The following is a 25,805-nucleotide window of genomic DNA, read 5'->3' as shown; positions in this document are numbered from 1 at the left end:
TCTCATTCTCCGGATCGTCCGTCCCCGTCGGCCGCGTCGGCGGCCTGGTCAAGGATGCCGGGCAGCGCCCCGAGGAACGCGTCCACCACGTCGTCGCCGAGGTTCAGCGCGGGCATCAGCCGTACGACATCGGGTGCGGGCGCGTTCACCAGGATTCCGGCGTCCTGAGCCGCCTGCTGCACCTGGGCTGCGAGCGGCTCGGTGAGCACGATACCCAGGAGCAGTCCCGCCCCCCGGACGTGGCCGACGAGCGGGTGGCCGAGCGCCTCCACCCCGCCCCGCAGCTTCTCGCTCTGCCGCTTGACGTTGTCCAGCAGTCCCTCGTCCGCGATGGTGTCGAGGACGGCGAGTCCGGCGGCGCAGGCGACCGGGTTGCCGCCGAAGGTCGTGCCGTGCTGGCCGGGCTGGAGCAGTTCGGCCGCGCGGCCGAAGGCGAGGGTCGCGCCCAGCGGCAGTCCGCCGCCGAGGCCCTTGGCGAGGGTGACGACGTCCGGCAGGACACCCTCGTGGGCCTGGTACTCGAACCAGTGCCCGGTCCGGCCGACACCGGTCTGCACCTCGTCCAGGACGAGCAGCGCACCGGTGGCGGCGGTGATGGCGCGGGCGGCCTTCAGGTAGCCGGGGGGCGGGACGACGACGCCGTTCTCACCCTGGATCGGCTCGATGATCACCAGGGCCGTCTCCTCGGTGACCGCGGCGGCCAGCGCCTGCGGGTCGCCGTACGGTACGTGCGTGACGTCGCCGGGCAGTGGCAGGAATGGTTCCCGCTTGCCGGGCTGGCCGGTCAGGGCCAGCGCGCCCATGGTGCGGCCGTGGAAGCCGCCGTCGGTGGCGACCATGTGCGGCCGCCCGGTCAGCCGGCCGATCTTGAACGCGCCCTCGTTGGCCTCGGCGCCGGAGTTGCAGAAGTAGACCTTGCCGTCGCGGCCGAAGCGCTGGAGCAGCCGTTCGGCGAGGGCGACGGGCGGCTCGGCGACGAAGAGGTTGGAGACGTGGCCGAGGGAGGCGATCTGCCGGCTCACCGCCTCCACCACGGCCGGATGGGCGTGGCCGAGCGCGTTGACCGCGATGCCGCCGACGAAGTCGAGGTACTCCTTGCCGTCGGCGTCCCGGAGCCGGGAGCCCTCGCCGTGCACCAGGGGCAGGCGCGGGGTGCCGTAGTTGTTCATGAGCGCGCCCTGCCAGCGGGCGGTCAGCTCCTGGTTGGTCATGCGGCATCCCCCTGTTGCTCGTCGGGCACGACCATCGTGCCGATGCCCTCGTCGGTGAAGATCTCCAGCAGGATCGAGTGCTGGACCCGGCCGTCGATGACGCGGGCGGTCGTGACGCCGCCCCGCACGGCGTGCAGGCAGCCCTCCATCTTCGGCACCATGCCCGAGGACAGGTCCGGCAGCAGTTTCTCCAGCTGGGACGCGGTGAGGCGGCTGATCACCTCGTCGGAGTTCGGCCAGTCCTCGTAGAGGCCCTCGACGTCGGTGAGGACCATGAGAGTCTCGGCGTCGAGCGCCGCAGCGAGTGCCGCAGCCGCCGTATCAGCATTGACGTTGTAGACATGGTGGTCGTCCTGGGAGCGGGCGATCGACGAGACGACCGGGATGCGGCCGTCGGCGAGCAGCGCCTCGATGGCGCCGGTGTCGATCTCGGTGATCTCACCGACCCGCCCGATGTCGACGAACTCGCCGTCGATCTCGGGCTGGTGCCTGGTGGCGGTGATGGTGTGCGCGTCCTCGCCGGTGAGGCCGACGGCGAACGGCCCGTGCTGGTTGAGCAGTCCGACCAGCTCGCGCTGCACCTGCCCGGCCAGCACCATCCGCACGACGTCCATGGCGTCCTCGGTGGTGACGCGCAGGCCGGCCTTGAACTCGCTGACGATGCCGGCCTTGTCGAGCGCCCGGCTGATCTGCGGGCCGCCGCCGTGCACGACGACGGGCTTGAGGCCGGCGTGGCGCAGGAAGACGACGTCCTGGGCGAAGGCGGCCTTCAGGTCCTCGTCCACCATGGCGTTGCCGCCGAACTTGATGACGACGGTCTTGCCGTGGTGCCGGGTCAGCCAGGGCAGGGCCTCGATGAGGATCTGGGCCTTGGGGAGCGCGGTGTGCTTCCTCGTCGTGCTCATGAGCTGTACGCGCTGTTCTCGTGGACGTAGTCGGCGGTGAGGTCGTTGGTCCAGATGGTGGCGGTCGCGTCGCCGGCGGCGAGGTCGGCCACGACGTGGACTTCCCGGTAGCGCATGTCGACCAGCTCGCGGTCCTCGCCGACGCCGCCGTTCTTGCAGACCCAGACGCCGTTGATGGCGACGTTGAGGCGGTCCGGCTCGAAGGCCGCGGAGGTGGTGCCGATGGCGGAGAGTACGCGGCCCCAGTTGGGGTCCTCCCCGTGGATGGCGCACTTGAGGAGGTTGTTGCGGGCGATGGTGCGGCCCACCTGGACGGCGTCGTCCTCGGTCGCGGCGTTCACGACCTCGACCTTGATGTCCTTGCTGGCGCCCTCGGCGTCCCGGATGAGCTGCTGGCCGAGATCGTCGCAGACGGTGCGTACGGCTTCGGCGAACGCCTCGTACTTCGGGGTGAGGCCGGAAGCACCCGAGGCGAGCAGCAGCACCGTGTCGTTGGTGGACATGCAGCCGTCGGAATCGACGCGGTCGAAGGTGACCCGGGTGGCGTCGCGCAGGGCGCGGTCGAGTACCTCGGTGTCGAGGTCGGCGTCGGTGGTGAGGACGACGAGCATGGTGGCGAGGCCCGGCGCGAGCATGCCGGCGCCCTTGGCCATACCGCCGACGGTCCAGCCGTCCTTGCTCACCACGGACGTCTTGTGCACGGTGTCGGTGGTCTTGATGGCGATGGCGGCCTTCTCGCCACCGTGCTCGGACAGCTGGCCGGCGGCGGTCTCGACGCCGGGCAGCAGCCTGTCCATGGGAAGCAGTACGCCGATGAGCCCGGTGGAGCAGACGGCGACCTCTCCGGCACCCGTCCCGAGCACCTCGGCGGCCTTCTCGGCGGTGGCGTGGGTGTCCTGGAAGCCCTTGGGTCCGGTGCAGGCGTTGGCGCCGCCCGAGTTGAGGACGACGGCGGACACCTGCCCGCTCTTCAGCACCTGCTCGGACCAGAGCACCGGCGCGGCCTTGACGCGGTTGGAGGTGAAGACGCCCGCGGCGGCGCGGCGGGGGCCGGTGTTGACCACGAGGGCCAGGTCCGGGTTGCCGCTGTCCTTGATCCCGGCGGCGATACCGGCCGCCGTGAACCCCTTTGCTGCCGTCACACTCACGGCGCGACTCCGATCGTCGTCAGTCCGGTGGTCTCGTCGAGACCCAGGGCGATGTTCATGCTCTGGACGGCACCGCCCGCGGTGCCCTTGGCCAGGTTGTCGATGGCGCTGATGGCGATGATGCGGCCCGCGGCGGCGTCGTACGCGACCTGGATCTGAACGGCGTTGGAACCGTGGACGGACGCGGTCGCCGGCCACTGGCCCTCGGGCAGCAGGTGCACGAAGGGCTCGTCGGCGAAGGCCTTCTCGTAGGCGGCGCGGACGGACTCGGCGGTGACACCGGGCTTCGCCTTGGCGGTGCAGGTGGCGAGGATGCCGCGGGGCATCGGCGCGAGGGTCGGCGTGAAGGAGACGGTGACCGGCTCTCCCGCCGCCGCGCCGAGGTTCTGCATCATCTCGGGGGTGTGCCGGTGCAGGCCCCCGACGCCGTACGGCGACATGGAGCCCATGACTTCGCTGCCCAGCAGGTGCGGCTTGGCCGCCTTGCCCGCGCCGGAGGTGCCGGAGGCGGCGACGATCACGGCCTCGGGCTCGGCGAGCGAGGCGGCGTACGCCGGGAAGAGCGCCAGGGACACGGCGGTCGGGTAGCAACCGGGCACCGCGACGCGCCTGGACCCCTCCAGCGCGGCGCGGGCACCCGGCAGTTCGGGCAGGCCGTACGGCCAGGTGCCGGCGTGCGGGGAACCGTAGAACTGCTCCCAGTCACCGGCGTCCTTCAGCCGGAAGTCGGCGCCCATGTCCACGACCAGCACGTCCGGCCCGAGCTGCTCGGCGACGGCGGCGGACTGCCCGTGCGGCAGCGCGAGGAAGACGACATCGTGGCCGGCCAGCACCTCGGGCGTCGTCGCCTCCAGGACCCGGTCGGCCAGCGGCAGCAGATGCGGCTGCAGCGCGCCGAGTCGCTGTCCCGCGTTGGAGTTGCCGGTCAGGGCGCCGATCTCGATTTCGGGGTGCGCGAGGAGCAGACGCAGCAGCTCACCGCCCGCATACCCGCTCGCTCCGGCCACTGCCGCACGTACCGCCATGACATCCTCCTCCTCGATGGCATGACTATACGTATTGCCGCAGGTTTATGCAATCTGCTTCCGGCAGGCTCGGTCGCACCCGTGGCTCCTGGTGGTGTGGCCGCGCCATGCCCGTCAGGGACCACCGCTGCCGGGCGGTCCGATCGACGCCCTCGTCGCCTGGCAGCGCGGCGAACTCGCCACCCACGGGCCGGCCGGCCTGGGCCAGGACGACGACCCGCTGGAGTTCGCCGGGTTCGTGGCCTGGGACGACCGCGCGTACTGGTGAGGCCGTCCCAGGCCCACTCGACGACTACCGCTGTCTGATCCGCAGGAACGTCACCGAGTTCGCCGGGAAGGTGTACGTGAACTCGCTCGCCGCTCCCGAGAAGGTCGACCGCACCGGGGTGACCGGTGTGTCCGTCTCGGTGTTGACCGCGTCCGGGTCGGCGGCCAGCGTGGTGACGCGGGCCTTGGAGGCGACCTGGGCGCCGCCGAGGTCGACGGCGGTGCGGGCCGCCGTGTCCTGGGCGTTGACGACCTTGACGATCAGCTCGCCGGTCCGCGCGTCCTCGGTGACGATCTGGCGGAACGGCTCGGCCGGCTTGTCGTCGGTGAAGCCGCCCCACTCCTCGCCGTCTAGGTAGAGGGTCACCTGGCGGCCCCGCACCTTGATGTCGATGTCGTAGGCGCGGCCCGTCTCGATGGAGCCGGCCTTGGAGACGAGCGTCGACTTGCCGCCGTCCGAGGCCTGCTCGACGGCGGACTGGGTGTTGTTCCAGCCGCCCAGGTTCCACCAGTAGTAGTTACCGGTGTCCTTGACACCGAAGGCGACGAGGAAGCCCTCCTTGCCGGACTTCTTGGTGGCCGTCACGTGCAGGTCGTAGTTCTGCCAGGTCGGGTCGCCCGCCGTGACCAGGGTGTTCTCGGCGGCGGCGTCCGTCTGGACGTAGGCGCCGTCCTGGACGGTCCAGCTGCCGGTGCCCGAGGGGGTCCACCGCGAGGCGTCACCGGAGAAGTCGTCGGCCAGGAGGGTCTTCCCGTCCGCCGACGTCACCTTCACGTCGTCGTACGCCGCACTGGTCGCCCAGGTCGACAGGCCGACGGCGCCGGTGATGGGGCCGCTGACGGTCGGTGTGCCGGTCGCCGTCGAGGGGACGACCCGGTCGCCGGTGTTGTTCATGAAGAGCTTCTGGACCTCGTAGTTGGCCGAGTTCCAGGACGCGTGGTTGTTGAACCAGATCATGTCCGGGCTCCACTGCACGTAGTCCTCGTTGGCGAGCAGTGGGGCGTAGGAGGCCAGCTTGACGATGTCCGCGTTGCGTTCGAGGCCGGTCATGAAGGCGGCCTCGGACAGCGCGTTCCTCCAGGCGTTGCCCTGGGAGGCGTACTCGCCGAGGAACACCTTGGGGCCGCTGCGGTCGTACGAGTCGTAGCGGTCGTTGTTCTGGAGGAACCACTGCGGGCTGTTGTAGTAGTGCTCGTCGACCATCTCGACGCCGGCCTCGCGGTTCAGCTGCCAGGCGGTGTCGAAGGTGGTGCCGGAGTCGTCCGGGCCGGAGTTGGAGACGACGGTGATGCCGGGGTACTCCGCCTCGATGGCGGTGCGGAACTGCTTGAAGCGGGTCATGAACTCCCGGGGGAGGTTCTCCTCGTTGCCCACGCCGATGTGGGTGAGGCGGAAGGGCTTCGGGTGGCCCATCTCGGCGCGCACACCGCCCCACTCGCTGGTGCGGGGGCCGTTGGCGAACTCGATGAGGTCCAGGGTGTCCTGGATGTGCCGCCTCAGGAGCGCGTCGTCGTCGGTGGCCTTGTTCTGGCCGCAGCCGGTGACCAGGGCGGGCACGACGGGCAGCGGCATGGCTCCGATGTCCTCGGCGAAGCGGAAGTACTCGTAGTAGCCGAGGCCGTAGCTCTGGTTGTATCCCCAGAAGTTGGCGTTGGTGGCGCGCTCCTCGACCGGGCCGACGGTGTCCTTCCACTGGTAGCTGCGTTCGCGCTGCCAGCCGCTCCCCTCGCTGTAGTCCTCCATGGAGCCCGTGTTGACCAGGCAGCCGCCGGGGAAGCGCAGGAAGCCGGGGTCGAGGGCCTCGATCTTCTCGGCGAGGTCCTTGCGCAGGCCGTTGGGCTGGCGCTTGTAGGTGTCGCGGGGGAAGAGGGACACCATGTCGAGGGCGGCGGGGGCGGTGGTGGCGACGGCGAGGCGGCCGCGGCTGCTGGTGCGGGTCGCCGTGAAGGTGGCGGTGTACTTGCGCCACTCCCCGTTGACGGCGACCCGGCGGACCTTGGCGAGCGTGCCCGCGGCGTCCCGGAGGGTGACGGTGAGGGTGGTGCCGCTCTCGGCGCGGGCCCACACCGAGAAGTCGTACTTCTTGCCCTGCTCCACCCTGATGCCGGTGTTGTAGCCGGCGTTGGCGACGGAGGAACCGGCCGCCAGGGAGAGGTAGTTGCGGTTGCGCTCGTTGAGGCGGCCGTCGTCGTTCACGACCTGCGCCGTGCCCTCGGCCGCCCACGAGGTGAGCGGCGTGTAGGAGGCGTTGTCGGCGGTGGAGTACTCGAAGGACCGGTTCTGCACGAGCTCGGCGTACAGACCGCCGTCGGCGGCCCGGTTGATGTCCTCGTAGAAGACGCCGTGCATCGTGTCGTCGATCGCGGCGCCCTCGGCGGACGGGTCGACGGTGATCGCGTAGTCGGTGACGGCCTCCGCGTGCGCCGGGGACGGCAGCAGGGCGGAAGCCGCCAGGAGGGCGGTGACGCTGAGACCGAGTCTCCAGCGGGTGCGTGACATGGGTACTCCGCGGCTCTCACTAGGTCGTTCGAAATAACGGACGTTGGTCAGTACTTCGAACGGCAAGATAGGGAGGGGGCGGAGGCGCGTCAATGGGTCGCGCGGCAACCAGTGGTCCGGGAGCGGAAAGCGGGTGGAAATGGGCGAGTTGTGGCCGGTGCCGGATGCGCTGGCGTATCTCGCGGGCCGGTGGCGCACCCAGCGGGCGGTGCGGGATCTGGCGAGTGGCGCGGAGGGTTTCTTCGAGGGGACCACCGCCTTCGACGCGCTCGCCGGCGGCGGTCTGGTGAGCCGGGAGACCGGGGACTTCACCTGGCGGGGCGCGACCCGCCCCGCCGAGCGGACGCTGCGCTACGAACCGGGGGCCACGCCGGGCACCGCCGAGGTGCGGTTCGCGGACGGCAGGCCCTTCCACGGCCTGGACCTGTCCTCGGGGCACCACGTGGCCGACCACCCGTGCGCCGCCGACCTCTACCGCGGCGAGTTCACCGTCCGGGACGGGAGCCACTGGCGGACGGTGTGGCGGGTGGGCGGCCCGGCGAAGGACCTGCTGCTCACCACGGACTACACCCGGGAAACGGGTGGCATCCGGATGCCTTAGGGTCTGTCGTTCGGATCGGGTCGGCTGAGAGGGACCGCGCCGCTCGGCCCACCCGAGCGGGGCGTGGTGCCTGCGGCTGCAAGGCGGAGGAGGGCGGCAGGGCGGAGCCCCGGCAACCGGCGGCAACGCCGCGGATGCGCGTGCCGCGCCCCGCGACGCCGACAAGGTCCAAACGACAGGCCCGCTAGGCGGGCGCCCCTTCGAAGCGGAGGTTCCAGCGGCCCGCGCAGCCCGTGACGGTAGTGGTCGACAGGGGGCGCACGTCCAGGTTCCAGTAGGTCGCGGGCGGCGCCTTCAGCGCGTAGACCAGCGCGGCCCGGATCACGGACGGCTCGGCCACGGCGACGACACGGTCGCCGTCCTCGCCGGGACGGGTGTCGAGCCAGCCGCCGACCCGGGTGATGAAGGTCAGCAGCGACTCCCCGCCGTGCGGGGCCGTCCGCGGGTCGGCGAGCCAGGCGTCCACCGCAGCCGGCTCCCGGGCCATGGCCTCGCCGAGGGTCAGCCCGCGCCAGCGGCCCATGTCGCACTCCCGCAGGGCGAGTTGCACCAGCGGCGCGAAGCCGATGGCGTCGCCGGTGGCACGGCTGCGGGGCGTGGGCGAGCAATAGCGCAGCTCGGACGCCGCGAGCGGCAGCAGATCACCCGCGGCGCGCAGTACCTCGTCCCAGCCGGCCTGGTCCAGCGGCCGGTCGTCGTCGAAGCGCTCCGCGAGCAGCGGTGAGCTGCGTGCGGCCGCGACGAACGTGACCCGAAGCGCCATGCGGTGATGGTGCTGTCCGGAGGAGCGCAGGTCAAGAGGTGTCACCTGGGCGCTACCCAGGGTGCGCCACGGTTCACCGGCCGAAGGCGGGCGCCATCCACTGGTCGGGCCGGTCCAGCGCCGTCAAGCCGAGCCTCTCGTAGACGCCGAGCGCGTCGTGCGCGGCCATCAGGACGCGCCGCATCCCGTCCGGCAGCAGGTGCTCGCGCACCGCCCCGACCAGTGCCGTACCGAGGCCCTTGGCGCGTACCGCGGGGTCGACGCACACGTCGCACGGCCAGGCGAAGGCCGCCCGGTCGGTGACGACTCGGGCGTACGCCACCTGCTCCCCGGTCGCAGCCCTCGGGGAGGCTCGGCGTGTCGGTCGTGCCGGGATGTTCGCAGGGGTGGCAGGCGGCGTCGACCCGTCAGCCCGCCGCCCTTTGTCCCCGCACCTCCGCGCAGGCCGTGCGCAGGCGCCGTACCCCTTCCGCGATCTCCCCGACGCCGCCGACCGCCGCGAAGCTGAGCCGGAGATGGGCGGCCGGGGGTTCGGCACTGAAGTACGGGCGGCCCGGGGTGATCGCGACGCCCGCCCGCAGGGCCGCCGAGGTGAGCGCGGACTCGTCGGTGCCCTCGGGCAGGCGCAGCCACAGGTGGTAGCCGCCGGAGGGGATGTGGGGCAGGGACACCTCGGGCAGGTGCAGTCGCAGGGCCGACGTCATCGCGTCCCGGCGGGCCTTCAACTCCGCCGAGACGGCGCGCAGATGGCGTGGCCAGGCGGGCGAGCCGACGAGCTCCAGCGCCGCCTCCTGGAGGGGCCGGGGCACGAAGAAGGTGTCGACGACCTGGATGGCCCGCAGCCGCTCCAGCACCGGGCCGCGCGCGGCCAGCGCGCTGACCCGGAAGCTGGGCGAGGTCGCCTTGGTCAGTGAGCAGACGTGGACGACGACGCCGTCCGGGTCGTCGGCGGCGAGCGGGGCGGGCAGCGGGCCCGCGTCCTCGTGCACCAGCCGCCGTACGAAGTCGTCCTCGACGACGAAGGCACCGGCCGCGCGGGCGATGCGCAGCACCTCGCCGCGCCGCTCGGGGGCGAGCACGGCGCCGGTCGGGTTCTGGAACAGCGGCTGGCAGACGAAGACGCGTGCGCCGGTCGCCCGGAAGGCGTCGGCGAGCAGGGCCGGGCGCACGCCGTCCGCGTCCACGGGGACCGGTACCGGGCGCAGGCCGGCCGCCCGCGCGATGGCCAGCATCCCGGGGTACGTCGGGGACTCGACGAGGACGGCGGTACCGGGCGGGGCGAGGGCGCGCAGGGCGGTGGTCAGTGCGGACTGGCCGCCCGCGGTGATCAGCACCTCCGCCGCGGTGATGGCCCCGCCGATGCTGCGAGCGAACCACTCCCGCAGCTCCGGCAGTCCCTCCATCGGCGGCCTGCCCCACGCACCGGGCCGCCGCCCGGCCCGGGACAGGGCCGCTGCCATCGCCCGCTCCGGCTGCAGCGACGTGTGCAGGTAGCCGCCGTTGAACTCCACGACGCCGGGCGGTGGCGCGGCCAGCGAGACCAGGACTCCGGAGGCGTCCACCGAGCGCGGTACGAGGCCGGCGGGACCGTCGGCGCTGAGCGCGATCTCCTGCCACGAGGTGTCCCCGGAGGGCACGGCCGACTCGCGTTGCCGGGCGCGGAAGGCCCCGGCGCCGGGCCGGGTGACCACCAGCCCCTCGGCGGCCAGCTGCGCCAGGGCGCGGGAGACGGTCACCGGACTCACCCGGAACCGGTCGACGAGGGCCCGGCTGGACGGGAGCTTTCCGCCCGGTGAGTAGCGGTCGAGTTCCCGCCGCAACTGGTTCGTCAGGTCAGCGACACTGCTACGCTCATGCATGAGAGCACAGAGTAGCGCTACCAGCTCGACGGCGATAGCAGTCGACGGTCCGGGCACCACCGCCGGCACTGGCACCGGCTCCTCCGGCACCGGCTCGTCCGGCACCGGCTCGTCCGGCACCGGCTCGCTCGGCGCCCTTCAGGCCGCCCTCGGTGTCGTCGCCTTCTCCCTCACCTTCCCCGCCACCGCCTGGGGCCTGGAGGGCTTCGGCCCCTGGTCCCTGATCGCCGTGCGCAGCGTCCTCGCCGCGGTGATCGCGGGCGGCTGCCTGCTGGCGGTGGGGGTCCCCTCGCGCGAGCGAAGCCGAGCGTGGGGGAGGGTGCCGCTTCCCGAGCGGCGGCACTGGTCCGGTCTCGCGGTGGTGGGCGGTGGCGTCGTCCTCGGCTTCCCGCTGCTGACCACGCTCGCCCTGCAGACTTCCACCACCGCGCACGCCGCCGTCGTGGTGGGCCTGCTCCCGCTGACCACCGCACTGCTGTCCGCGCTGCGTCTGGGCACCCGCCCCTCGCGCACCTTCTGGATCGCGGCCCTGGCGGGTGCGGCGGCCGTGCTCGCCTTCACGGTGCAGCAGAGCGGCGGCGCCCTGACCACGGCCGACGCCTATCTCTTCGCGGCGCTGCTGGTGTGCGCGGCCGGCTACACCGAGGGCGGCCGGCTGGCCCGGGTGATGCCGGGCTGGCAGGTCATCGGCTGGGCGCTGGTGCTGTGCCTGCCGCTGACCGTGCCGATGGCCGCCGTGGCCCTGTCCTTCGAGCCGGTGCACCTGACGGCGCACAGCGTGACCGGGCTGCTGTGGGTGGCGGCGGGCTCGCAGTTCCTGGGCCTGGTCGTCTGGTACCGGGGCATGGCGGCCATCGGCATCCCCAAGGCCAGCCAGTTGCAACTGGCCCAGCCGCTGCTCACACTGGTGTGGTCGGTACTTCTCCTGGGCGAGCACCTGACGGTGGCCGCCCCGCTGACGGCCGCGGCGGTACTGGTCTGCATCGCGGTCACCCAGCGGGCCCGGGGGTAGGGCCTGCCCTGCGGCACACAGGTGAGGAGGCCTCACACATGCGAGCAACCAAGGGCGATCAGCTGATCCAGCACGGCCGGGTCGTCGGTGAGCACGACAAGGTCGCGGAAATCGTCGAAGTCATGGGCCAGGAAGGCGCACCCCCGTACCGGGTCCGGTTCGAGGACGGGCACGAGGCGGTGTGCTCGCCCGGCCCCGACTCCGAGATCCGGCACAGGGAGATCCAGCTGTAGCCGGCGCCGGTCCTACCCGTTCCTGCCGGAGGTGCCGGCCGCCCGCGCGTAGTGGTCGGCGCTCACCCGCGCCATCGCCCCGATCCGGTCCTCCGCCACCTCCTTCGCGGAGAAGAAGACGTGCCCGCGCACCTCGGGGTACTCGTGGGCCAGCGTGAGGTGCCGGGACAGTTCGGCGGGGTCCTGCCACGCGGCGGGCTGCGCCGGGTCGCCCGCCTTGTACAGGGCCTCACCCGCGTACAGCTCGGTCCGGCTGCCCTGGGCCACCTCCGCCCACCAGGGCAGCAGCTTCGCGTAGTCGGCGGCGTCCAGGCCGATGTTCCAGTACAGCTGCGGCACGATGTAGTCGAGCCAGCCCTCGCGCACCCACTTGCGGGTGTCCGCGTGCAGGTCGTCGTAGGTCTGTACGCCCGCCCTGGTGTCCGAGCCCTTCGCGTCGGTGGCGGCGTTGCGCCACACCCCGAACGGGCTGACCCCGAAGCGGGCGGCCGGCCGGACCTTCTTGACCCGCTCCGCGGTCTCGCGCACCAGCAGGTCGATGTTCTCCCGCCGCCAAGCGGCCTTGGTGGCGAAGCCGCTGCCGAAGGTGCTGTAGGTCCCGCCGTCGTCGAAGCTCTGGCCCGCCACCGGGTACGGGTAGAAGTAGTCGTCGAAGTGGACGCCGTCCACGGCGTACTTCCCCACCGCGTCCATCATCGCGTCCTGGACGAAGGACCGGACCTCGGGCAGTCCCGGGTTGTAGTAGAGCTTCCCGCCGTACGGCACGACCCATCCGGGGTTCTCGCGCCCGGGATGGGAGGGCACGAGGCGGGCCGGGTCGTCGTGCGTGGCGACGCGGTACGGGTTGAACCAGGCGTGCAGCTCCAGGCCACGGGCGTGGGCCTCCTGTACGGCGGTGCCCAGGGGGTCCCAGCCCGGGTCGCGGCCCTGGCTGCCGGACAGGTACTCCGACCACGGCTCGTACTCCGACGGCCACAGCGCGTCGGCCGTCGGCCGCACCTGGAAGATCACGGTGTTGAGGCCGTGCCGCACCGCGTTGTCGAGATGCTCGACGAGTTCCGCGCGCTGCTCCGCCGCACGCAGCCCCGCGCGGGTGGGCCAGTCGCGGTTGGCCACCGTGGCCAGCCACATGCCCCGCATACCGGTGACGGCACGGCCGGCGGGCGGTCCCGCCGCGGGGCCGCCCGGTGCCGTCGGCGGGGCCGGTGCGCCCGAGGGGATCGGCGCCGCCGACGCCCGGGGCGCCATGGTGAACGCCGACAACGCCGCCACCGTGAAGGCACGACGCGAGACACGGCCCATGGGAAGACCTCCTGAACGCTTCGGATCCGCACGGTCACGGATCGTGAGGGAGACCCCAGCATGCCCGACCCGGGAGACGGATCCGTGACCATTCGGGGGTAACGTGCTCGATCGGAGCAGGCACCGGGGACCCCGGTACGCCTGCTGCCACAGCCGTGAAGTCAGCGAAAGGGACGATGTGACCGGCATCTCGGGAGATATCACACGCGTCGGCGTGGTGGGCTGCGGTCAGATGGGGGCGGGCATCGCCGAGGTGTGCGCCCGCTCCGGTCTGGAGGTGATGGTCGCCGAGACCACCGGCGAGGCCCTGGAGATCGGCCGTACCCGGCTGTACAACTCGCTGAGCAAGGCGGCCGAGCGCGGCAAGATCACCGAGGAGGAGCGGGACGCGACGCAGGCGCGCCTGAGCTTCACCACCGATCTCGGCGAGTTCGCCGACCGTGATCTGGTGGTCGAGGCCGTCGTCGAGAACGAGCAGGTCAAGACCGAGATCTTCCAGGTGCTCGACCAGGTCGTGACCCGGCCGGACGCGATCCTGGCCTCCAACACCTCCTCGATCCCGCTGGTGAAGCTGGCGGTCGCCACCTCGCGGCCCGACCACGTCATCGGCATCCACTTCTTCAATCCGGCCCCGGTGCAGCAGCTGGTCGAGCTGATCCCGGCGCTCACCACCTCCGAGGGCACCCTCAGCCGGGCGCAGCTGTTCACCGAGAAGGTGCTCGGCAAGCACGCCATCCGCGCCCAGGACCGCTCCGGCTTCGTGGTCAACGCGCTGCTGATCCCCTACCTGCTCTCGGCGATCCGGATGTTCGAGTCGGGCATCGCCAGCCGCGAGGACATCGACAACGGCATGGAGATGGGCTGCGCCCACCCGATGGGCCCGCTGAAGCTGTCCGACCTGATCGGCCTGGACACTGTCTCCTCGGTCGCGTACTCGATGTACGAGGAGTACAAGGAGCCGCTGTACGCCGCTCCCCCGCTGCTCCAGCGCATGGTCGACGCGGGCCGGCTCGGCCGCAAGAGCGGTTCCGGCTTCTACTCTTACGGCTGACACGCATCCTGGCATCGCACGGGCCCGGCACCTCATGAGGTGCCGGGCCCGCGGCGCTCACACGGCGTGTGCGCACCGGGTCCACATATGCCGCTCGCACATTCTCCCCGCGCGCCCACCAGGCGAGTTGACTTGCCATGCACATGCAAGGGACGTGAGACGACTACGGAAAGGAGCGGTTCGTGACCGCCGATCCCGAGCATTCCGTCCGTCAGGGAGAACTCACGGAGTTACGGCGCCGGCTCGATGTGGCGTACGCCCGCGTCGAGGGCGGACTCGCCCTGCTCTCCCATCGCACCGAGGAGAGCGCCAGAGAACTGGAGGACCTGCCTGACCGCCCTGGAGCACGCCCGCTGGCCGCTTCCTCGGTCGCGGTCCTCACGGCCCTGGGTGCCCTGGTCGTGGCGGTGTGGCAGGCACTCGGACGCCAGCTAGGACCGGAGGTGGTACAGCAGGAGTAACGCGGCCGCCATGTTGGCGGCCGGGACCTCCCCGCGGGCGACCATGTCGGGCACGAGCTTGAGGGAGACCCATTCCCGGCGGTCCGACTCGAAGTCGTCCACGGGGTGTCCGACGTACGCGCCCTCGTCGGCCCAGTAGATGTGGTGCCGGGCGTCGGTGAGGCCGTTGGACGGCTCCACGCTCATGAGGTGGCGCAGCGGTCCCGGCCGCCAGCCGGTCTCCTCCTCCAGCTCCCTGGCCGCGGCCACCGCCACGTCCTCGCCGTCCTCCACGACGCCTGCCGCGAGTTCCCAGCCCCAGCTGTCGGTGATGAAACGGTGCCGCCACAGCAGGAGGACTTCGCCCGCCGCGTTCACGACCGTCGCCACGGCCACGGGGCGCATCCGGATGAGGAAGTGGTCGAGGTGCCGGCCGTCCGGTAGCCCGACGTCGGCGAGTTTGACGCTGAACCAGCGGTTTGAGTACACAGTTTGTTCGTTCTCTTTCGTCCACTGCACTGTTCTGCCACCTTTCCTGGAGTAGGTGGCAATATCGCAGCAGTGGCGTCCCGGCAGCAGGCGTACGACGGCCGCTCACGGCGCAGCGGTGGGCGCAGGGCACCCCGGGGACCTGGCGGTCACAGCGGGACGCGCAGGGCCCCGTCGATGAGTTCGGCGGCCTCCGCGGTGCCCGCGCAGCCGCTGCGCACCAGGTGCTCGCGGACCGCGCGGAGTCGGTCGCGCAGGCGCTGGGACTCCATGCCGCGGGCCTGTTCGGCCATCTGCACCGCGGTCGCCACCGCCTTGTCGGCGTTGCCCTTTCGCAGTTCGATCGTGCTGAGCATGGCGAGCCGGTGCACGCGGCCCCGGTCGTGCGCGGGATTGTCGACGGCCGCCGCGGCGTGCTCCCCCGCCGCCGCCAGCTCCCCGAGGCTCAGCAACGCCTCCGCCACCTGGACGTTGACCAGGCCGGGCTGGACATAACCGGTCTCGTCGGGCTCGTACCCCCGCCGGATGCGCTCGGCGGCCTGTTCGGCGCGCCGGATGCAGGACAGCGCGCCGGCGCCGTCGCCGAGGTGCGCGTACGCCTTCGCCTGCATCGCGTACAGGTCGGAGGCGAGGGCCGGGGTGATGTGCCGGCCGGCGGCGCGCAGGGCGGCCTCGGCGAAGGCGACGGCCTGCCGGTTCTCCCGCATGAACAGCGCCTGGTTGACCAGCAGGGCGATGACGTAGGCGCCCAGGCCCCGGTCCCCGCTGGCCTTCGCGAGCCGCAGCGCCTGGTGGAAGTAGCGCTGCGCGAGGCCGTGCGCGTCGGAGTCGTACGCGCAGATGCCGGCCACCGCCACCAACCCGCCCGTGGCCCGGTGCAGCTGGCGGCCGGTGGCGTCCGTGTAACTGCCGCGGAGCAACGGGGCGGCCTCGGAGTTGAGGAAGCCGACGACGCGGGCTCGGGTCGCCATGCCGCCGGCCTTGCGGTACATCTGCTCGTAGTGGGCGCGGGCGCAGCGCAGCATCTCCAGGTCCCCCACGGTGACCCGGTGCCGGCCGCCGCGGGAGACGTCCACGTCCTCGGGCGGGTTCTCCCACTCCCACACCGGCATCACGGCGGGCGTGCCGGTGAGCGCGGGGGCGCCGAGGATGTGCGGGCGCTGCTGCTGGTCGGAGCGCCACAGGGCGGTCGCACGCTCCACGAACCCGGACAGTGAACCGGTGTGCGGGGCGGCCCAATCACCGGGCACGCCGAGGCCGATGTCGTCGAGGGTGACGGGGCGGTGCAGCCGGGAGGCGAGGACCTCGCAGAGCAGGTCGGGCACCTGGCCACGCGGCCGCTGCCCCTTCAACCACCGTGCGACGGCGGTGTGTTCGTACCTCAGCGCGAGCCCGCGCGCTCTCCCCGCCTGGTTGACGTGCGCGGCCAGTCCCGCGTGCGAGACCCCGGCCTCGTCGAGGATCGCGTCGAGCAGGGTGTTGGGCTGCATGGGTGCCCCCGGTGACTCGGTGCCGACAGCGTAGTGCGTCGGTCCTCACACGGGGTGTGAACGGAGTACGCGCATCCGTACCGTGCGCGCACTGTCGCGGAGAGTTCCGGGCCGGTTGACTTGACCGTCTCGAAAGAGGCCGGCCGGGCCGTCGGCTCCCCCTCGTACAGTACGGCGGCCCGTTTCCACGCCGTCCGCCCGGCTGCCTGCCCGACACTCCGTGGCGGGGCGGACGGCTCCGCCGGCTTCGCGGAGCGACTGATCGCCGATCAGTGTGCGGGTGCGTTGTCGAGTGCCGGTGCGTCGTGGCCGCTCGCGCCCACGCGGCGGAGCCGCGAGTGTCACAGCCGCGCACTTGTGGAGGGACGCCACCCTGACGCCGACAAGGGGCGCGGGGAACTGCGCGACCAGCCACCGACTACCCGCGGCCGCCGGCCGGCAGAACCCCACGCCCCTCGGGCGAACCGCCGGCTAACTACGCAGCACCGCTCCGACCCGCTCGCCCGCGAGGGCAACCGCCGCATCGCGGGCCGCCGACGCCTCGTCGACCGTCAGCGTCCGGTCCCCCGCGCGGAAGCGCAGCGCGTACGCCAGGGACTTGCGCCCCTCGCCCAGCTGCTCCGCGTTGTCGTAGACGTCGAACAGCCGGATGGACTCGAGCAGTTCGCCCGCGCCCTCACGCAGCGCGGCCTCGACCTCCGCCGCGGGGACGAACTCGTCGACCACCAGGGCGACGTCCTGCGTGGCGACCGGGAAGGTGGAGATGCCCGGCGCCTGCGGGGTGCCGTCGCCGACCCGCGCCACGGCGTCGAGGTCCAGCTCCATCGCGCAGGTGCGCGCCGGCAGGCCCAGCGTCTTCAGGACACGCGGGTGCAGCTCACCGGCGTGCCCGATCACCCGGTCCTCGCCGTCCACCGTGATGGTCAGCTCGGCGCAGCGGCCCGGGTGCCACGGACCGTACTGGCCCTTGCGGGAGCCCAGTTCGGCGCCGGCCTCGCGGGCGACGGACCGGGCGGCCTCGATGGCGTCGGCCCAGTCCGCCGGACGGCCCTTGCCCCACCAGCCGGCCTGCTCGCGGGCGCCGGCCAGGACGACGGCGACGTGCCGCGGCTGGTCGGGCAGCGCGGCGTCCAGCGCGGCCAGGTCGTCGGCGCCGGGACGCCGGTCGACGGGCAGGTTGGCGGCGGCCTTCCGCTCGTCGCGCGGGTGGAAGACCAGACCGGTCTCGAAGAGAGCCAGGTCGTGCGAGCCCCGGCCGTCGTTGCGGCGCAGGGCGCCCAGCAGGCCCGGCAGCAGCGAGGTCCGCAGCGCGGGCTCCTCGTCGCTGAGCGGGTTGACCAGCTTGACGACGCGGCGGGCCGGGTCGTCGGCGTCCAGCCCGAGCTGGTCGAAGACCTGCTCGCTGACGAACGGGTAGTTCGGCGCCTCGACGTAACCGGCCCCGGCCAGCGCCCGGCCGACGCGGCGGTGCAGCCGCTGCCGGGAGGTCAGGCCGCGGCCCGCCGGGGGCCTGGGCAGCGTGGAGGGCAGGTTCTCGTAGCCCTCCAGGCGGATGACCTCTTCGGCCAGGTCGTTCGGGTCGGCGAGGTCGGGCCGCCAGGACGGGGCGGTGACGATCAGCTCGTCCTGCCCGTACACGTCGCAGCCGACCTCCTGAAGGCGGCGTACGACGGTCTCGCGGCCGTACTCGACGCCCGCGACCTTGTCCGGGTGGTCGGCCGGAACGCGGATGGTGTGCGGCACGGGCGGGGCGCTGATCTCGGTGACGCCGGCCTCGGCGGTGCCGCCCGCGAGCAGCACGAGCAGGTCGACGGTGCGCTGCGCGGCAGCGGCGGCGGCCTGCGGGTCGACGCCGCGCTCGAAGCGTCGGGAGGCCTCGGAGGACAGCTTGTGCCGGCGGGCGGTGCGCGCGATGGCGACCTGGTTGAAGTGGGCGGCCTCGATGACGACGTCGGTCGTCGCGTTGCCCCCGTTCTCCGCGGCACCGTGGTCGGCGATCTCCGTGTTGGCGCCGCCCATGACGCCGGCCAGCCCGATCGGGCCGCGGTCGTCGGTGATGACGAGGTCCTCGGCGTGCAGCTTCCGCTCGGTGCCGTCGAGGGTGACGATCTTCTCGCCCTCCGCGGCCCGGCGCACGCCGATGGTGCCCTGGACCAGGGAGCGGTCGTAGGCGTGCAGCGGCTGGCCCAGCTCCATCATCACGTAGTTCGTGACGTCGACGGCGAGCGAGACCGGGCGCATGCCGACCTTCTGCAAACGCCGCTGGAGCCAGATCGGGGAGCGGGCCTCGGCGCTGAGGCCGGTCACCGTGCGGGCGGTGAAGCGGTCGCAGCCGGTGGGGTCGGCGATCTTCACCGGGTAGCCGTAGGCGTTCGGTCCGGGCACGTCGAGCAGGGCCGGGTCGCGCAGCGGCAGGCCGTAGGCGATGGCGGTCTCGCGGGCGACGCCGCGGATGGACAGGCAGTCGCCGCGGTTGGCGGTCACCGCGATGTCCAGCACCTCGTCGACCAGTTCCAGCAGCTCGATGGCGTCCTTGCCGACCTCGGTCTCCGGCGGCAGCACGATGATGCCGTGCGACCCGTCGTCGCCCATGCCCAGCTCGTCGCCGGAGCAGATCATGCCGTGGGACGTCCTGCCGTAGGTCTTGCGGGCGGAGATCGAGAAGCCGCCGGGCAGGGTGGCGCCGGGGAGGACCACGACGACCTTGTCGCCGACGGCGAAGTTCCGGGCGCCGCAGACGATCTCCTGGGGCTCACCGGTGCCGTTGGTCCGGCCGACGTCGACGGTGCAGAAGCGGATCGGCTTCTTGAAGCCCTCCAGCTCCTCGATGGTCAGCACCCGGCCGACGACGAGGGGGCCCTTGAGGTCGGCACCGAGGTGCTCGACGGTCTCGACCTCGAGGCCGGCCGAAATGAGCTTGGCCTGGACGTCGCGGCCGGTCTGCGTGGCCGGCAGGTCGACGTACTCCCGCAGCCAAGAAAGCGGGACCCGCATCAGATCTCCATCCCGAACGGCCGGGTGAAGCGCACGTCACCCTCGACCATGTCTCGCATGTCCTCGACGTTGTGGCGGAACATCAGCATCCGCTCGATGCCGAACCCGAAGGCGAAGCCGCTGTACTTCTCCGGGTCGACGCCGCAGGCGGTGAGCACCCGCGGGTTGACCATGCCGCAGCCGCCCAGTTCGATCCAGCCCTCGCTGGAGCAGGTGCGGCAGGGCCGGTCGGGGTTGCCGACGGACGCGCCCTTGCAGACGTAGCAGAGCATGTCCATCTCGGCGGACGGCTCGGTGAAGGGGAAGAAGTTGGGCCGCAGCCGGGTCTTCATCTCCGCGCCGAACAGCGACTGGACCATGTGGTCCAGGGTGCCCTTGAGGTCCGCCATGGTCAGGCCCTCGTCGATGGCGAGCAGCTCGACCTGGTGGAAGACGGGGGTGTGCGTGGCGTCCAGCTCGTCGGTGCGGTACACGCGGCCGGGGCAGATCACGTAGACCGGCAGCTCGCGGTCGAGCGCGGAGCGGATCTGCACGGGCGAGGTGTGGGTGCGCAGCACGACGCCGGACTCGGTGCCGCCCTTCGGTCCCTCGACGAAGAAGGTGTCGGCCTCGCCGCGGGCCGGGTGGTCCGGGCCGATGTTCAGGGCGTCGAAGTTGAACCACTCGGCCTCGGCCTCGGGGCCCTCGGCGACCTCGTAGCCCATGGCGACGAAGACGTCCTCGATGCGCTCGGAGAGCGTGGTGAGCGGGTGGCGGGCGCCGGCCGGTACACGGTCGTAGGGCAGCGTGACGTCCACGGCCTCCTCGACCAGGACGCGCGCGTCGCGCTCGGCCTCCAGCTCCTCCTGGCGGGCCGCGAGCGCCTTGTTCACGGCGCCGCGGGCCATGCCGACGCGCTTGCCGGCCTCGGCCTTGGCCTGCGGGGGCAGGGCGCCGATCTCGCGGTTGGCCAGCGCCAGCGGCGAGGTGCCGCCGGTGTGGGCGACCTTGGCCTCCTGGAGCGCGTCGAGGGAGCCCGCTGCGTCGAAGGCGGCGAGCGCCTCGTCCCGCATGCGCTCGATCTCTTCCGGTTTCAACGCCTCGACCTCGACAGGGTCGTACGACTTATTCGGTGCCGACATCTCTTCCCGTGCTTCCGATTGTCCCCCAGCTATCGCTGGGAGGTGCCCCATGCTGATGGTCCCCGTCACCGGCTCGTGGACGAAGCGTCCGTGTGACGCAGCGTCTCCGTGACGAATCGTCTGCGTCCGAGCGTCTCCGCCTGCGGGACACAAAGGTGCCAAAGGCCGAGTCTAACGGGGTGGAGGGAGGCGAATGCGCCCGCGGTGCTCAGGCCAGGTAGGCCGGGGCCGCCACGGGCAGCGTAAATCGGAACTCGGCGCCGCCGCCGGGGGCGCGGCCGACGGTGATGGTGCCGCCGTGGGCTTCGACGATGCCCTTGACGATGTACAGCCCGAGGCCGGTGCCGCCGCGCTTGCTGCCCCGCCAGAAGCGGGTGAAGACGCGGTTCATGGACTCCTCCGGGATGCCGGCCCCTTCGTCGCTCACCGTGACCGACGTGCCGGTGTCCTCCCCTTCGCGGGGGGACGCCGTGGGCGTGACGTCAATGGTGACGGTTCCCTCGCCGTGGCGCACGGCGTTTTCCAGCAGGTTGCTCAGGACCTGGTCGACCTTGTCGGGGTCGGCCCACAGGTCGGGCAGCGGCTGCGCGATGCGGAGCAGGAAGCGGTCGGCCCGCTGGCCTGCGGCGACGTACGCCTGGATGTGCCGGCCGACGGCGGCGCCGATGTCGACGGGCTGGCGGCGGACCTCCAGCCTGCCCGAGTCGATCCGCGAGATGTCCAGCAGCTCGGCGATGAGCCGGGTGACCCGGTCGGCGTCGGCGTCGACGGTCTCCAGCATCAACCGCTTCTGGTCGTCGGTGAACCGCTCCCACTTGGCCAGCAGCGTGGCCGTGAAGCCTTTGACGGAGGTGAGCGGGGAGCGCAGTTCGTGGGCGACGGTGGCGATCAGCTCGGCGTGGCTGCGTTCGGTGCGGCGGCGGGCCTCGGTGTCGCGCAGGGTGACGACGACGCGGTGGAGGGGGCCGGTGGGCCGGGTGCGGACGTAGCGGGCGGAGACGAGGACCTCCCGTCCGCCGGGGAGCAGGAGGTTCCGCTCGGGCTGTCGGACGCGGATGGCGAGCCCGCCGTAGGGGTCGGTCAGTTGCCACCAGCGCCTGCCCTCGAGGTCCTCCAGGGGAAGCGCCTTGTCCAGCTGCTCGCCGAGGGCTTCGGCGGCGGGGACGGCGCTGATGCGGGCGGCGGCCGCGTTGAAGCAGATGACCCGGCCCCGCTCGTCCGCGACGACGAGACCGTCGGGCAGCTGGTCGGGGTCGATTCCGAGGCCGGCGAGATCGCCGGGTGTGCGGGGCGCGGGCGGACGCGGCGCCTCCCGTGCACCCGGTGCGCTGCTCGTGCCGACGCTCATCCCCGTACCCCACCTCTCAACCGCGCAGGGGCCTTGAGCCGGTCACCCTACTAGCTCTCGGTGACGGAGCGGCACCCTCCGGCGGCGCGCTGTGCACGCGCCGACGCGTAGAGACATACGGCGGCGGCGGTGGCGAGGTTCAGACTCTCGGCCTTCCCGTGGATCGGAACGCGCAGGACGGCGTCGGCGAGGGCGCGGGTCTCCTCCGGAAGCCCCCAGGCCTCGTTGCCGAACACCCAGGCCGTGGGGCCGCCCATGGTGCCGGCGTCCAGTTCGGCGTCGAGGTCGTGCTCGCCCGCGCCGTCGGCGGCGAGGACGCGGACCCCGGTGTCCCTGAGACCGGCGACGGCTCGTTCGACGGGGACGCCGACGGCGACGGGGAGGTGGAAGAGGGAGCCGACGGAGGCGCGTACGGCCTTGGGGTTGTACAGGTCGACGGAGGCGTCGGTGAGTACGACGGCCTCGGCGCCGGCGGCGTCGGCGCAGCGCAGCACGGTACCGGCGTTGCCGGGGTCGCGGACGTTGGCCAGGACGGCGACGAGCCCCGGGCGGGCGGCGAGGATCTCGTCGAAGGGGGTGTCCAGGAACCGGCACACCCCGACCAGGCCCTGCGGGGTGACGGTGGTGGAGATGTCCTCGATCACCTGCTCGGCGGCGAGGTGGACGCGGGCACCGGCGTCCCGGGCCGCGCCGACGATGTCGGCGTAGCGCTCGGCGGCCTCGACGGTGGCGAACACCTCGACGAGCGTGTCCCCGTACTCCGCGGCCTCCCGCACGGCCTGCGGCCCCTCGGCCAGGAACAGCCGCTCCTTGCCCCGGAAGTTCCGCTTCGCCAGCCGCCGGGCGGCGGCGACGCGGGGGGACCGGGGGGAGATCGGCTCGGGGGCGGCAGGGCGCATCTACTTCTTCACCTTCACAGTTTCTCGACGCGGGCTGGAGCGCCCCTTCAGGGGCGCGGGGAACTGCGCGACCAGCCACAACGAACCCGCGGCCGAAAGACGGGGCAGCGGCGGCAGCCGAAGGACCCGCAGGCTCGAAGCCTGCGGGTCCTTCGACATCGGCTCAATGCCGGCGCAGCGTCACGCGGCCTTCGGCGCGTTGACGTCGCTCGGCAGCGCCTTCTGGGCGACCTCGACGAGCGCGGCGAACGCGTTCGGGTCGTTGACGGCCAGCTCGGCGAGGATCTTGCGGTCGACCTCGACGTTGGCGGCCTTCAGGCCCTGGATGAAGCGGTTGTACGTGATGCCGTTGGCGCGGGCAGCGGCGTTGATGCGCTGGATCCACAGCTGGCGGAAGTCACCCTTGCGCTTCTTGCGGTCGTTGTAGTTGTAGACCAGCGAGTGGGTGACCTGCTCCTTGGCCTTGCGGTACAGGCGCGAACGCTGACCGCGGTAGCCGGAGGCCTGCTCGAGGATCGCCCGGCGCTTCTTGTGGGCGTTGACTGCCCGCTTGACGCGTGCCACTTGTTAACTCCTTGTAGCGGGGCCGCGGTGATCCTCGCGCGGCCCGGTATCGATTGGGTCCCGGTCCTGCCGTACGACGCTCAGTGGCGCCCGTACGTCACTTGCCGAGAAGCTTCTTGATCTTCGCGGCGTCGCCCGGGGCCATCTCGGCGTTGCCGGTGAGGCGACGCGTCACGCGGGACGACTTGTGCTCGAGCAGGTGGCGCTTGCCGGCGCGCTCACGGAGCACCTTGCCGGAGCCGGTGATCTTGAAGCGCTTGCTGGCACCGCTGTGCGACTTGTTCTTCGGCATAGCGCCGTTCTCTCCTCGTCGGTGGCGCTCCGATGCCCGGTCGTGAAACCGGGCACGGTGGAGCGTCGCTTGTATCGGTTACGTCCTGGGGACTGACGTCCCCCGGGGTCACGCCTCGGCGGGTGCCTCGGCCTGAGCCTCGGCGGGTGCCTCGGCCTGAGCCTCGTCGTCCACCTCGTCGGACTCCGCGGCGTTCTGCGACTTGCCGGGGTTGGCCTTCGCGTCCGCCTTGCGGGCTTCCTGCGCCTGGCGAGCCTCGGCCATCGCCTCGGTCTTCTTCTTGTGCGGACCGAGGACCATGATCATGTTTCGGCCGTCCTGCTTCGGGTTCGACTCCACGAACCCGAGGTCGGCCACGTCCTCCGCGAGACGCTGCAGCAGTCGGTAGCCGAGCTCCGGCCGGGACTGCTCGCGACCACGGAACATGATCGTGATCTTGACCTTGTCGCCCTGCTTGAGGAACCGGACGACGTGACCCTTCTTGGTGTCATAGTCGTGCGGGTCGATCTTCGGCCGGAGCTTCATCTCCTTGATGACCGTGTGCGCCTGGTTCTTGCGCGCTTCACGTGCCTTCATGGCCGACTCGTACTTGAACTTTCCGTAGTCCATGAGCTTGCACACGGGCGGACGGGCGTTCGCCGCGACCTCGACGAGATCGAGGTCGTACTCCTGCGCAAGCTCCAGGGCCTTGGCAAGCGGGACAATCCCGACCTGCTCGCCGCTGGGACCGACAAGTCGCACCTCGGGAACGCGAATCCGGTCGTTGATGCGGGGCTCGGCGCTGATGGATCCTCCTCGGTAGCACCACGCGACGGTCTGGCGGACAGCCGCGTAACGTCTGTGTTCGATAGACCTAACCGCGTCGGCGCAACAAAAATGCCCCGCGCGATCACAGGCGGGGCTCCTCGAACTACTACCGGAGCACCGTCGCGATGGCCGCGGGGCGCGATTTCGGGCCGGTCGCCGCCGCTGGGACGGGACCGCCTGACCGGTGACCCGCCGTCCATGGGACGGCCAGGTGGGAGTTCGAAGCCTCCACTTGTGGGCCGGGCCCGCCGCCCTGAGGCGTGCGTGTCCGACCGGTCGTTACACAAGGTTAGCAGCTCGGCAGGGGAAGGGCTAACCGAGACCGAGTGGGGCCGGCCCCCGCCCTGCGCCTATCGTGTGCGGCATGAGTGACACCCCTCCTGAGACGCCCGACTTCGATGCCATGACCCGCGACATCGCCGAGGTTCCCGCGGTCGAGGTGATCGTGACGGTCGCCGTCAACCTGATGAGCGCCGCCGCCGTGAAGCTGGGACTGACCGAGGAGGGCGAGGCGCACAAGGACCTGGACGAGGCCCGCAAGCTGGTGCACGCGCTGGCCGGTCTGCTCGACGCGACCGCGACCGAGATCAGCTCCTTCCACGCGGCCCCGCTGCGCGACGGTCTGAAGTCGCTCCAGCTGGCCTTCCGCGAGGCCTCGCTCGTCCCGGACGAGCCGGGCCAGGGGCCGGGCGAGAAGTACACGGGGCCGATCTACGGCTGACCCTGTTCCCTCACGTACAAGGGCTCGCCCGGCGGCGTGGCCCCGGCCGGCAGCAGTGCCAGGTCGAGGCCCCGCACCAGGCGGGCCCTCAGTGTCTCGTCGGCGGCGAGGCGCTCGGCGACGGCGCGGGCGGCCTTCGCCGGGTCGGCGCCGGGATCCAGGAGCAGCGCCAGGGTGCCGTCGGCCCGGCCCGGCCCGAGGTACGCCCGGAGCACGGCGGGCTCGGCGGCCACGGCGGCGCGGACGGCCTCGGCCACGGCGGGATCGGCGAGCGGGTCGGTCGTCGTACGGCCCTCGGCCAGCGCCAGCAGCGCCGCTCCGGTCAGCTCGAACGGCACCGGTCCGGCGAGGTCCAGTACGACCGTGTCCGCCTTCTCGTGCGCGGCGGCCTGCAACGCCTGGTGCACCGGTACGGCGACGGGGCGGGCCCCGGGGTCCCAACGGGCGAGCGAGTCCGTGGACGTGAAAGCGGGCAGGGCGGTGCGGCCACCGGCCTTCAGCGTCGGCACGGCCATGTCGCTGGTCTTCTCGCGGCGCAGTCCGTTCTCGTCCTCCTCCGCCTCGCCGAGTACGGCCACGACCGGCACCAGCAGCCGGGCGCCCTTGAGCGCCTCCAGTACGGGTGCCAGGGCGGACCGATCCTCGGCCCAGGCGGTGAGCGCGGCGCTCAGCCGGGGGTCGGCGGAGCCGTCGTCGTCGGAGAAGGCGGAGTCGGGAATGTTCTTGTCGGCCACGGTTCCCGACCCTAGTCGAGAGGGGCGTA

At 72.0% G+C, this 25,805-nt stretch carries 24 protein-coding genes and 2 pseudogenes; 7 read left to right on the top strand and 19 right to left on the bottom strand.

All coding sequences use genetic code 11. The annotated features are described in order from the left end of the window. Window positions 1-2: 2 nt before the first annotated feature. Genes ACIQ1J_RS18800 through argC form a run of 4 tightly spaced genes read right to left on the bottom strand, consistent with a single transcriptional unit; the run spans window position 3 to window position 4,289 of the window. Entirely contained in the window at window positions 3-1,211 is a 1,209-nt protein-coding gene (locus ACIQ1J_RS18800) for an acetylornithine transaminase (RefSeq protein WP_403557933.1), read from the bottom strand. Next, complete coding sequence (argB, locus tag ACIQ1J_RS18795) at window positions 1,208-2,116, bottom strand: acetylglutamate kinase (RefSeq protein WP_210961530.1); 909 nt, start codon at window positions 2,114-2,116, stop codon at window positions 1,208-1,210. The genes ACIQ1J_RS18800 and argB overlap by 4 nt, the downstream gene beginning before the upstream one ends. Next, window positions 2,113-3,264: a bifunctional glutamate N-acetyltransferase/amino-acid acetyltransferase ArgJ gene (gene argJ, locus ACIQ1J_RS18790; protein ID WP_403557931.1), complete on the bottom strand. Its 1,152-nt coding sequence runs from the start codon at window positions 3,262-3,264 to the stop codon at window positions 2,113-2,115. The genes argB and argJ overlap by 4 nt, the downstream gene beginning before the upstream one ends. Next, window positions 3,261-4,289 (bottom strand): N-acetyl-gamma-glutamyl-phosphate reductase, encoded by a 1,029-nt coding sequence (argC, locus tag ACIQ1J_RS18785; RefSeq protein ID WP_403557929.1) that lies wholly within the window; start codon window positions 4,287-4,289, stop codon window positions 3,261-3,263. The genes argJ and argC overlap by 4 nt, the downstream gene beginning before the upstream one ends. Before the next feature lie 94 nt (window positions 4,290-4,383). Between argC and ACIQ1J_RS18780 the strand changes: the two genes are divergently transcribed. Next, the gene (locus tag ACIQ1J_RS18780; protein ID WP_403557927.1) at window positions 4,384-4,557 is read left to right on the top strand and encodes a hypothetical protein; all 174 of its coding nucleotides are present in this window, start codon (window positions 4,384-4,386) and stop codon (window positions 4,555-4,557) included. Window positions 4,558-4,581: 24 nt separating this feature from the next. Here ACIQ1J_RS18780 and ACIQ1J_RS18775 read toward each other — a convergent pair whose 3' ends face one another. Continuing rightward, window positions 4,582-7,056: an alpha-L-arabinofuranosidase C-terminal domain-containing protein gene (locus tag ACIQ1J_RS18775; protein ID WP_403557925.1), complete on the bottom strand. Its 2,475-nt coding sequence runs from the start codon at window positions 7,054-7,056 to the stop codon at window positions 4,582-4,584. 139 nt (window positions 7,057-7,195) lie between these two features. On the opposite strand from ACIQ1J_RS18775, the gene ACIQ1J_RS18770 reads away from it, so the two are divergent. Next, a complete protein-coding gene (locus ACIQ1J_RS18770; protein ID WP_403557923.1) occupies window positions 7,196-7,657 on the top strand; it encodes a DUF6314 family protein in 462 nt (153 codons plus the stop codon). Between the two features lie 184 nt (window positions 7,658-7,841). On the opposite strand, the gene ACIQ1J_RS18765 is transcribed toward ACIQ1J_RS18770, so the two are convergent. The 3 genes and pseudogenes from ACIQ1J_RS18765 to ACIQ1J_RS18755 form a co-directional block, all read right to left on the bottom strand. Beyond that, on the bottom strand, window positions 7,842-8,420 hold the full coding sequence (locus tag ACIQ1J_RS18765) for a histidine phosphatase family protein (RefSeq protein WP_403557921.1): 579 nt from the start codon (window positions 8,418-8,420) through the stop codon (window positions 7,842-7,844). Window positions 8,421-8,493: 73 nt separating this feature from the next. Beyond that, a pseudogene (locus ACIQ1J_RS18760) lies at window positions 8,494-8,754 on the bottom strand (GNAT family N-acetyltransferase); the annotation flags it as partial. A gap of 73 nt (window positions 8,755-8,827) precedes the next feature. Next, complete coding sequence (locus ACIQ1J_RS18755) at window positions 8,828-10,279, bottom strand: PLP-dependent aminotransferase family protein (protein ID WP_403557919.1); 1,452 nt, start codon at window positions 10,277-10,279, stop codon at window positions 8,828-8,830. Between ACIQ1J_RS18755 and ACIQ1J_RS18750 the strand changes: the two genes are divergently transcribed. Together ACIQ1J_RS18750 and ACIQ1J_RS18745 are read left to right on the top strand one after the other, a co-directional pair. Further along, complete coding sequence (locus tag ACIQ1J_RS18750) at window positions 10,278-11,291, top strand: DMT family transporter (protein WP_403557917.1); 1,014 nt, start codon at window positions 10,278-10,280, stop codon at window positions 11,289-11,291. The two genes, ACIQ1J_RS18755 and ACIQ1J_RS18750, sit on opposite strands and share 2 nt — an antisense overlap. Window positions 11,292-11,329: 38 nt before the next feature. Further along, window positions 11,330-11,524 carry a DUF1918 domain-containing protein gene (locus ACIQ1J_RS18745; RefSeq protein ID WP_403557915.1) on the top strand — a complete coding sequence of 65 codons (195 nt, stop codon included), beginning with the start codon at window positions 11,330-11,332 and terminating at the stop codon, window positions 11,522-11,524. 12 nt (window positions 11,525-11,536) lie between these two features. Here ACIQ1J_RS18745 and ACIQ1J_RS18740 read toward each other — a convergent pair whose 3' ends face one another. Then, complete coding sequence (locus ACIQ1J_RS18740; protein ID WP_403557913.1) at window positions 11,537-12,826, bottom strand: glycoside hydrolase family 10 protein; 1,290 nt, start codon at window positions 12,824-12,826, stop codon at window positions 11,537-11,539. Window positions 12,827-13,004: 178 nt separating this feature from the next. Here ACIQ1J_RS18740 and ACIQ1J_RS18735 point away from each other — a divergent pair, with 178 nt between their 5' ends. Together ACIQ1J_RS18735 and ACIQ1J_RS18730 are read left to right on the top strand one after the other, a co-directional pair. Beyond that, window positions 13,005-13,877 (top strand): 3-hydroxybutyryl-CoA dehydrogenase, encoded by an 873-nt coding sequence (locus ACIQ1J_RS18735; protein ID WP_403557911.1) that lies wholly within the window; start codon window positions 13,005-13,007, stop codon window positions 13,875-13,877. A gap of 182 nt (window positions 13,878-14,059) precedes the next feature. Further along, window positions 14,060-14,338, top strand: a pseudogene (locus ACIQ1J_RS18730) (hypothetical protein). Here ACIQ1J_RS18730 and ACIQ1J_RS18725 read toward each other — a convergent pair. From ACIQ1J_RS18725 to infC, 9 genes are all read right to left on the bottom strand, one after another. Then, window positions 14,309-14,836, bottom strand: coding sequence for an NUDIX hydrolase (locus ACIQ1J_RS18725; RefSeq protein WP_403557909.1), 528 nt, complete (start codon window positions 14,834-14,836; stop codon window positions 14,309-14,311). The pseudogene ACIQ1J_RS18730 and the gene ACIQ1J_RS18725 sit on opposite strands and share 30 nt — an antisense overlap. A gap of 119 nt (window positions 14,837-14,955) precedes the next feature. Next, the gene (locus tag ACIQ1J_RS18720) at window positions 14,956-16,296 is read right to left on the bottom strand and encodes a transcriptional regulator (RefSeq protein ID WP_403557907.1); all 1,341 of its coding nucleotides are present in this window, start codon (window positions 16,294-16,296) and stop codon (window positions 14,956-14,958) included. Window positions 16,297-16,767: 471 nt separating this feature from the next. Then, window positions 16,768-19,290: a phenylalanine--tRNA ligase subunit beta gene (gene pheT / locus ACIQ1J_RS18715; RefSeq protein ID WP_403557905.1), complete on the bottom strand. Its 2,523-nt coding sequence runs from the start codon at window positions 19,288-19,290 to the stop codon at window positions 16,768-16,770. Continuing rightward, window positions 19,290-20,411, bottom strand: a complete 1,122-nt coding sequence (gene pheS, locus ACIQ1J_RS18710) for a phenylalanine--tRNA ligase subunit alpha (protein WP_210961708.1) — start codon at window positions 20,409-20,411, stop codon at window positions 19,290-19,292. Before pheS ends, pheT begins: the two co-directional genes overlap by 1 nt. A 208-nt stretch (window positions 20,412-20,619) precedes the next feature. Continuing rightward, window positions 20,620-21,759 (bottom strand): ATP-binding protein, encoded by a 1,140-nt coding sequence (locus tag ACIQ1J_RS18705; RefSeq protein WP_403557902.1) that lies wholly within the window; start codon window positions 21,757-21,759, stop codon window positions 20,620-20,622. Between the two features lie 50 nt (window positions 21,760-21,809). Next, complete coding sequence (locus ACIQ1J_RS18700) at window positions 21,810-22,658, bottom strand: TrmH family RNA methyltransferase (protein WP_403557900.1); 849 nt, start codon at window positions 22,656-22,658, stop codon at window positions 21,810-21,812. Between the two features lie 180 nt (window positions 22,659-22,838). Beyond that, window positions 22,839-23,222: a 50S ribosomal protein L20 gene (rplT, locus tag ACIQ1J_RS18695; RefSeq protein WP_003977226.1), complete on the bottom strand. Its 384-nt coding sequence runs from the start codon at window positions 23,220-23,222 to the stop codon at window positions 22,839-22,841. Between the two features lie 97 nt (window positions 23,223-23,319). After that, on the bottom strand, window positions 23,320-23,514 hold the full coding sequence (rpmI, locus tag ACIQ1J_RS18690) for a 50S ribosomal protein L35 (protein ID WP_003977225.1): 195 nt from the start codon (window positions 23,512-23,514) through the stop codon (window positions 23,320-23,322). Window positions 23,515-23,622: 108 nt separating this feature from the next. Further along, a complete protein-coding gene (gene infC / locus ACIQ1J_RS18685; protein WP_403558234.1) occupies window positions 23,623-24,300 on the bottom strand; it encodes a translation initiation factor IF-3 in 678 nt (225 codons plus the stop codon). A 385-nt stretch (window positions 24,301-24,685) separates the two neighbouring features. Here infC and ACIQ1J_RS18680 point away from each other — a divergent pair, with 385 nt between their 5' ends. Beyond that, window positions 24,686-25,042, top strand: a complete 357-nt coding sequence (locus tag ACIQ1J_RS18680; protein WP_310874228.1) for a DUF1844 domain-containing protein — start codon at window positions 24,686-24,688, stop codon at window positions 25,040-25,042. Here the strand turns inward: ACIQ1J_RS18680 and ACIQ1J_RS18675 are convergent. Next, window positions 25,033-25,776 carry an SseB family protein gene (locus ACIQ1J_RS18675; protein WP_403557897.1) on the bottom strand — a complete coding sequence of 248 codons (744 nt, stop codon included), beginning with the start codon at window positions 25,774-25,776 and terminating at the stop codon, window positions 25,033-25,035. The two genes, ACIQ1J_RS18680 and ACIQ1J_RS18675, sit on opposite strands and share 10 nt — an antisense overlap. Window positions 25,777-25,805 lie beyond the last annotated feature (29 nt).

It is taken from the genome of Streptomyces sp. NPDC097107 (genome assembly GCF_044762405.1).
GTDB classification, from domain to species: Bacteria; Actinomycetota; Actinomycetes; order Streptomycetales; family Streptomycetaceae; genus Streptomyces; species Streptomyces thinghirensis.
This window is presented reverse-complemented; position numbering and strand designations above follow the sequence as displayed.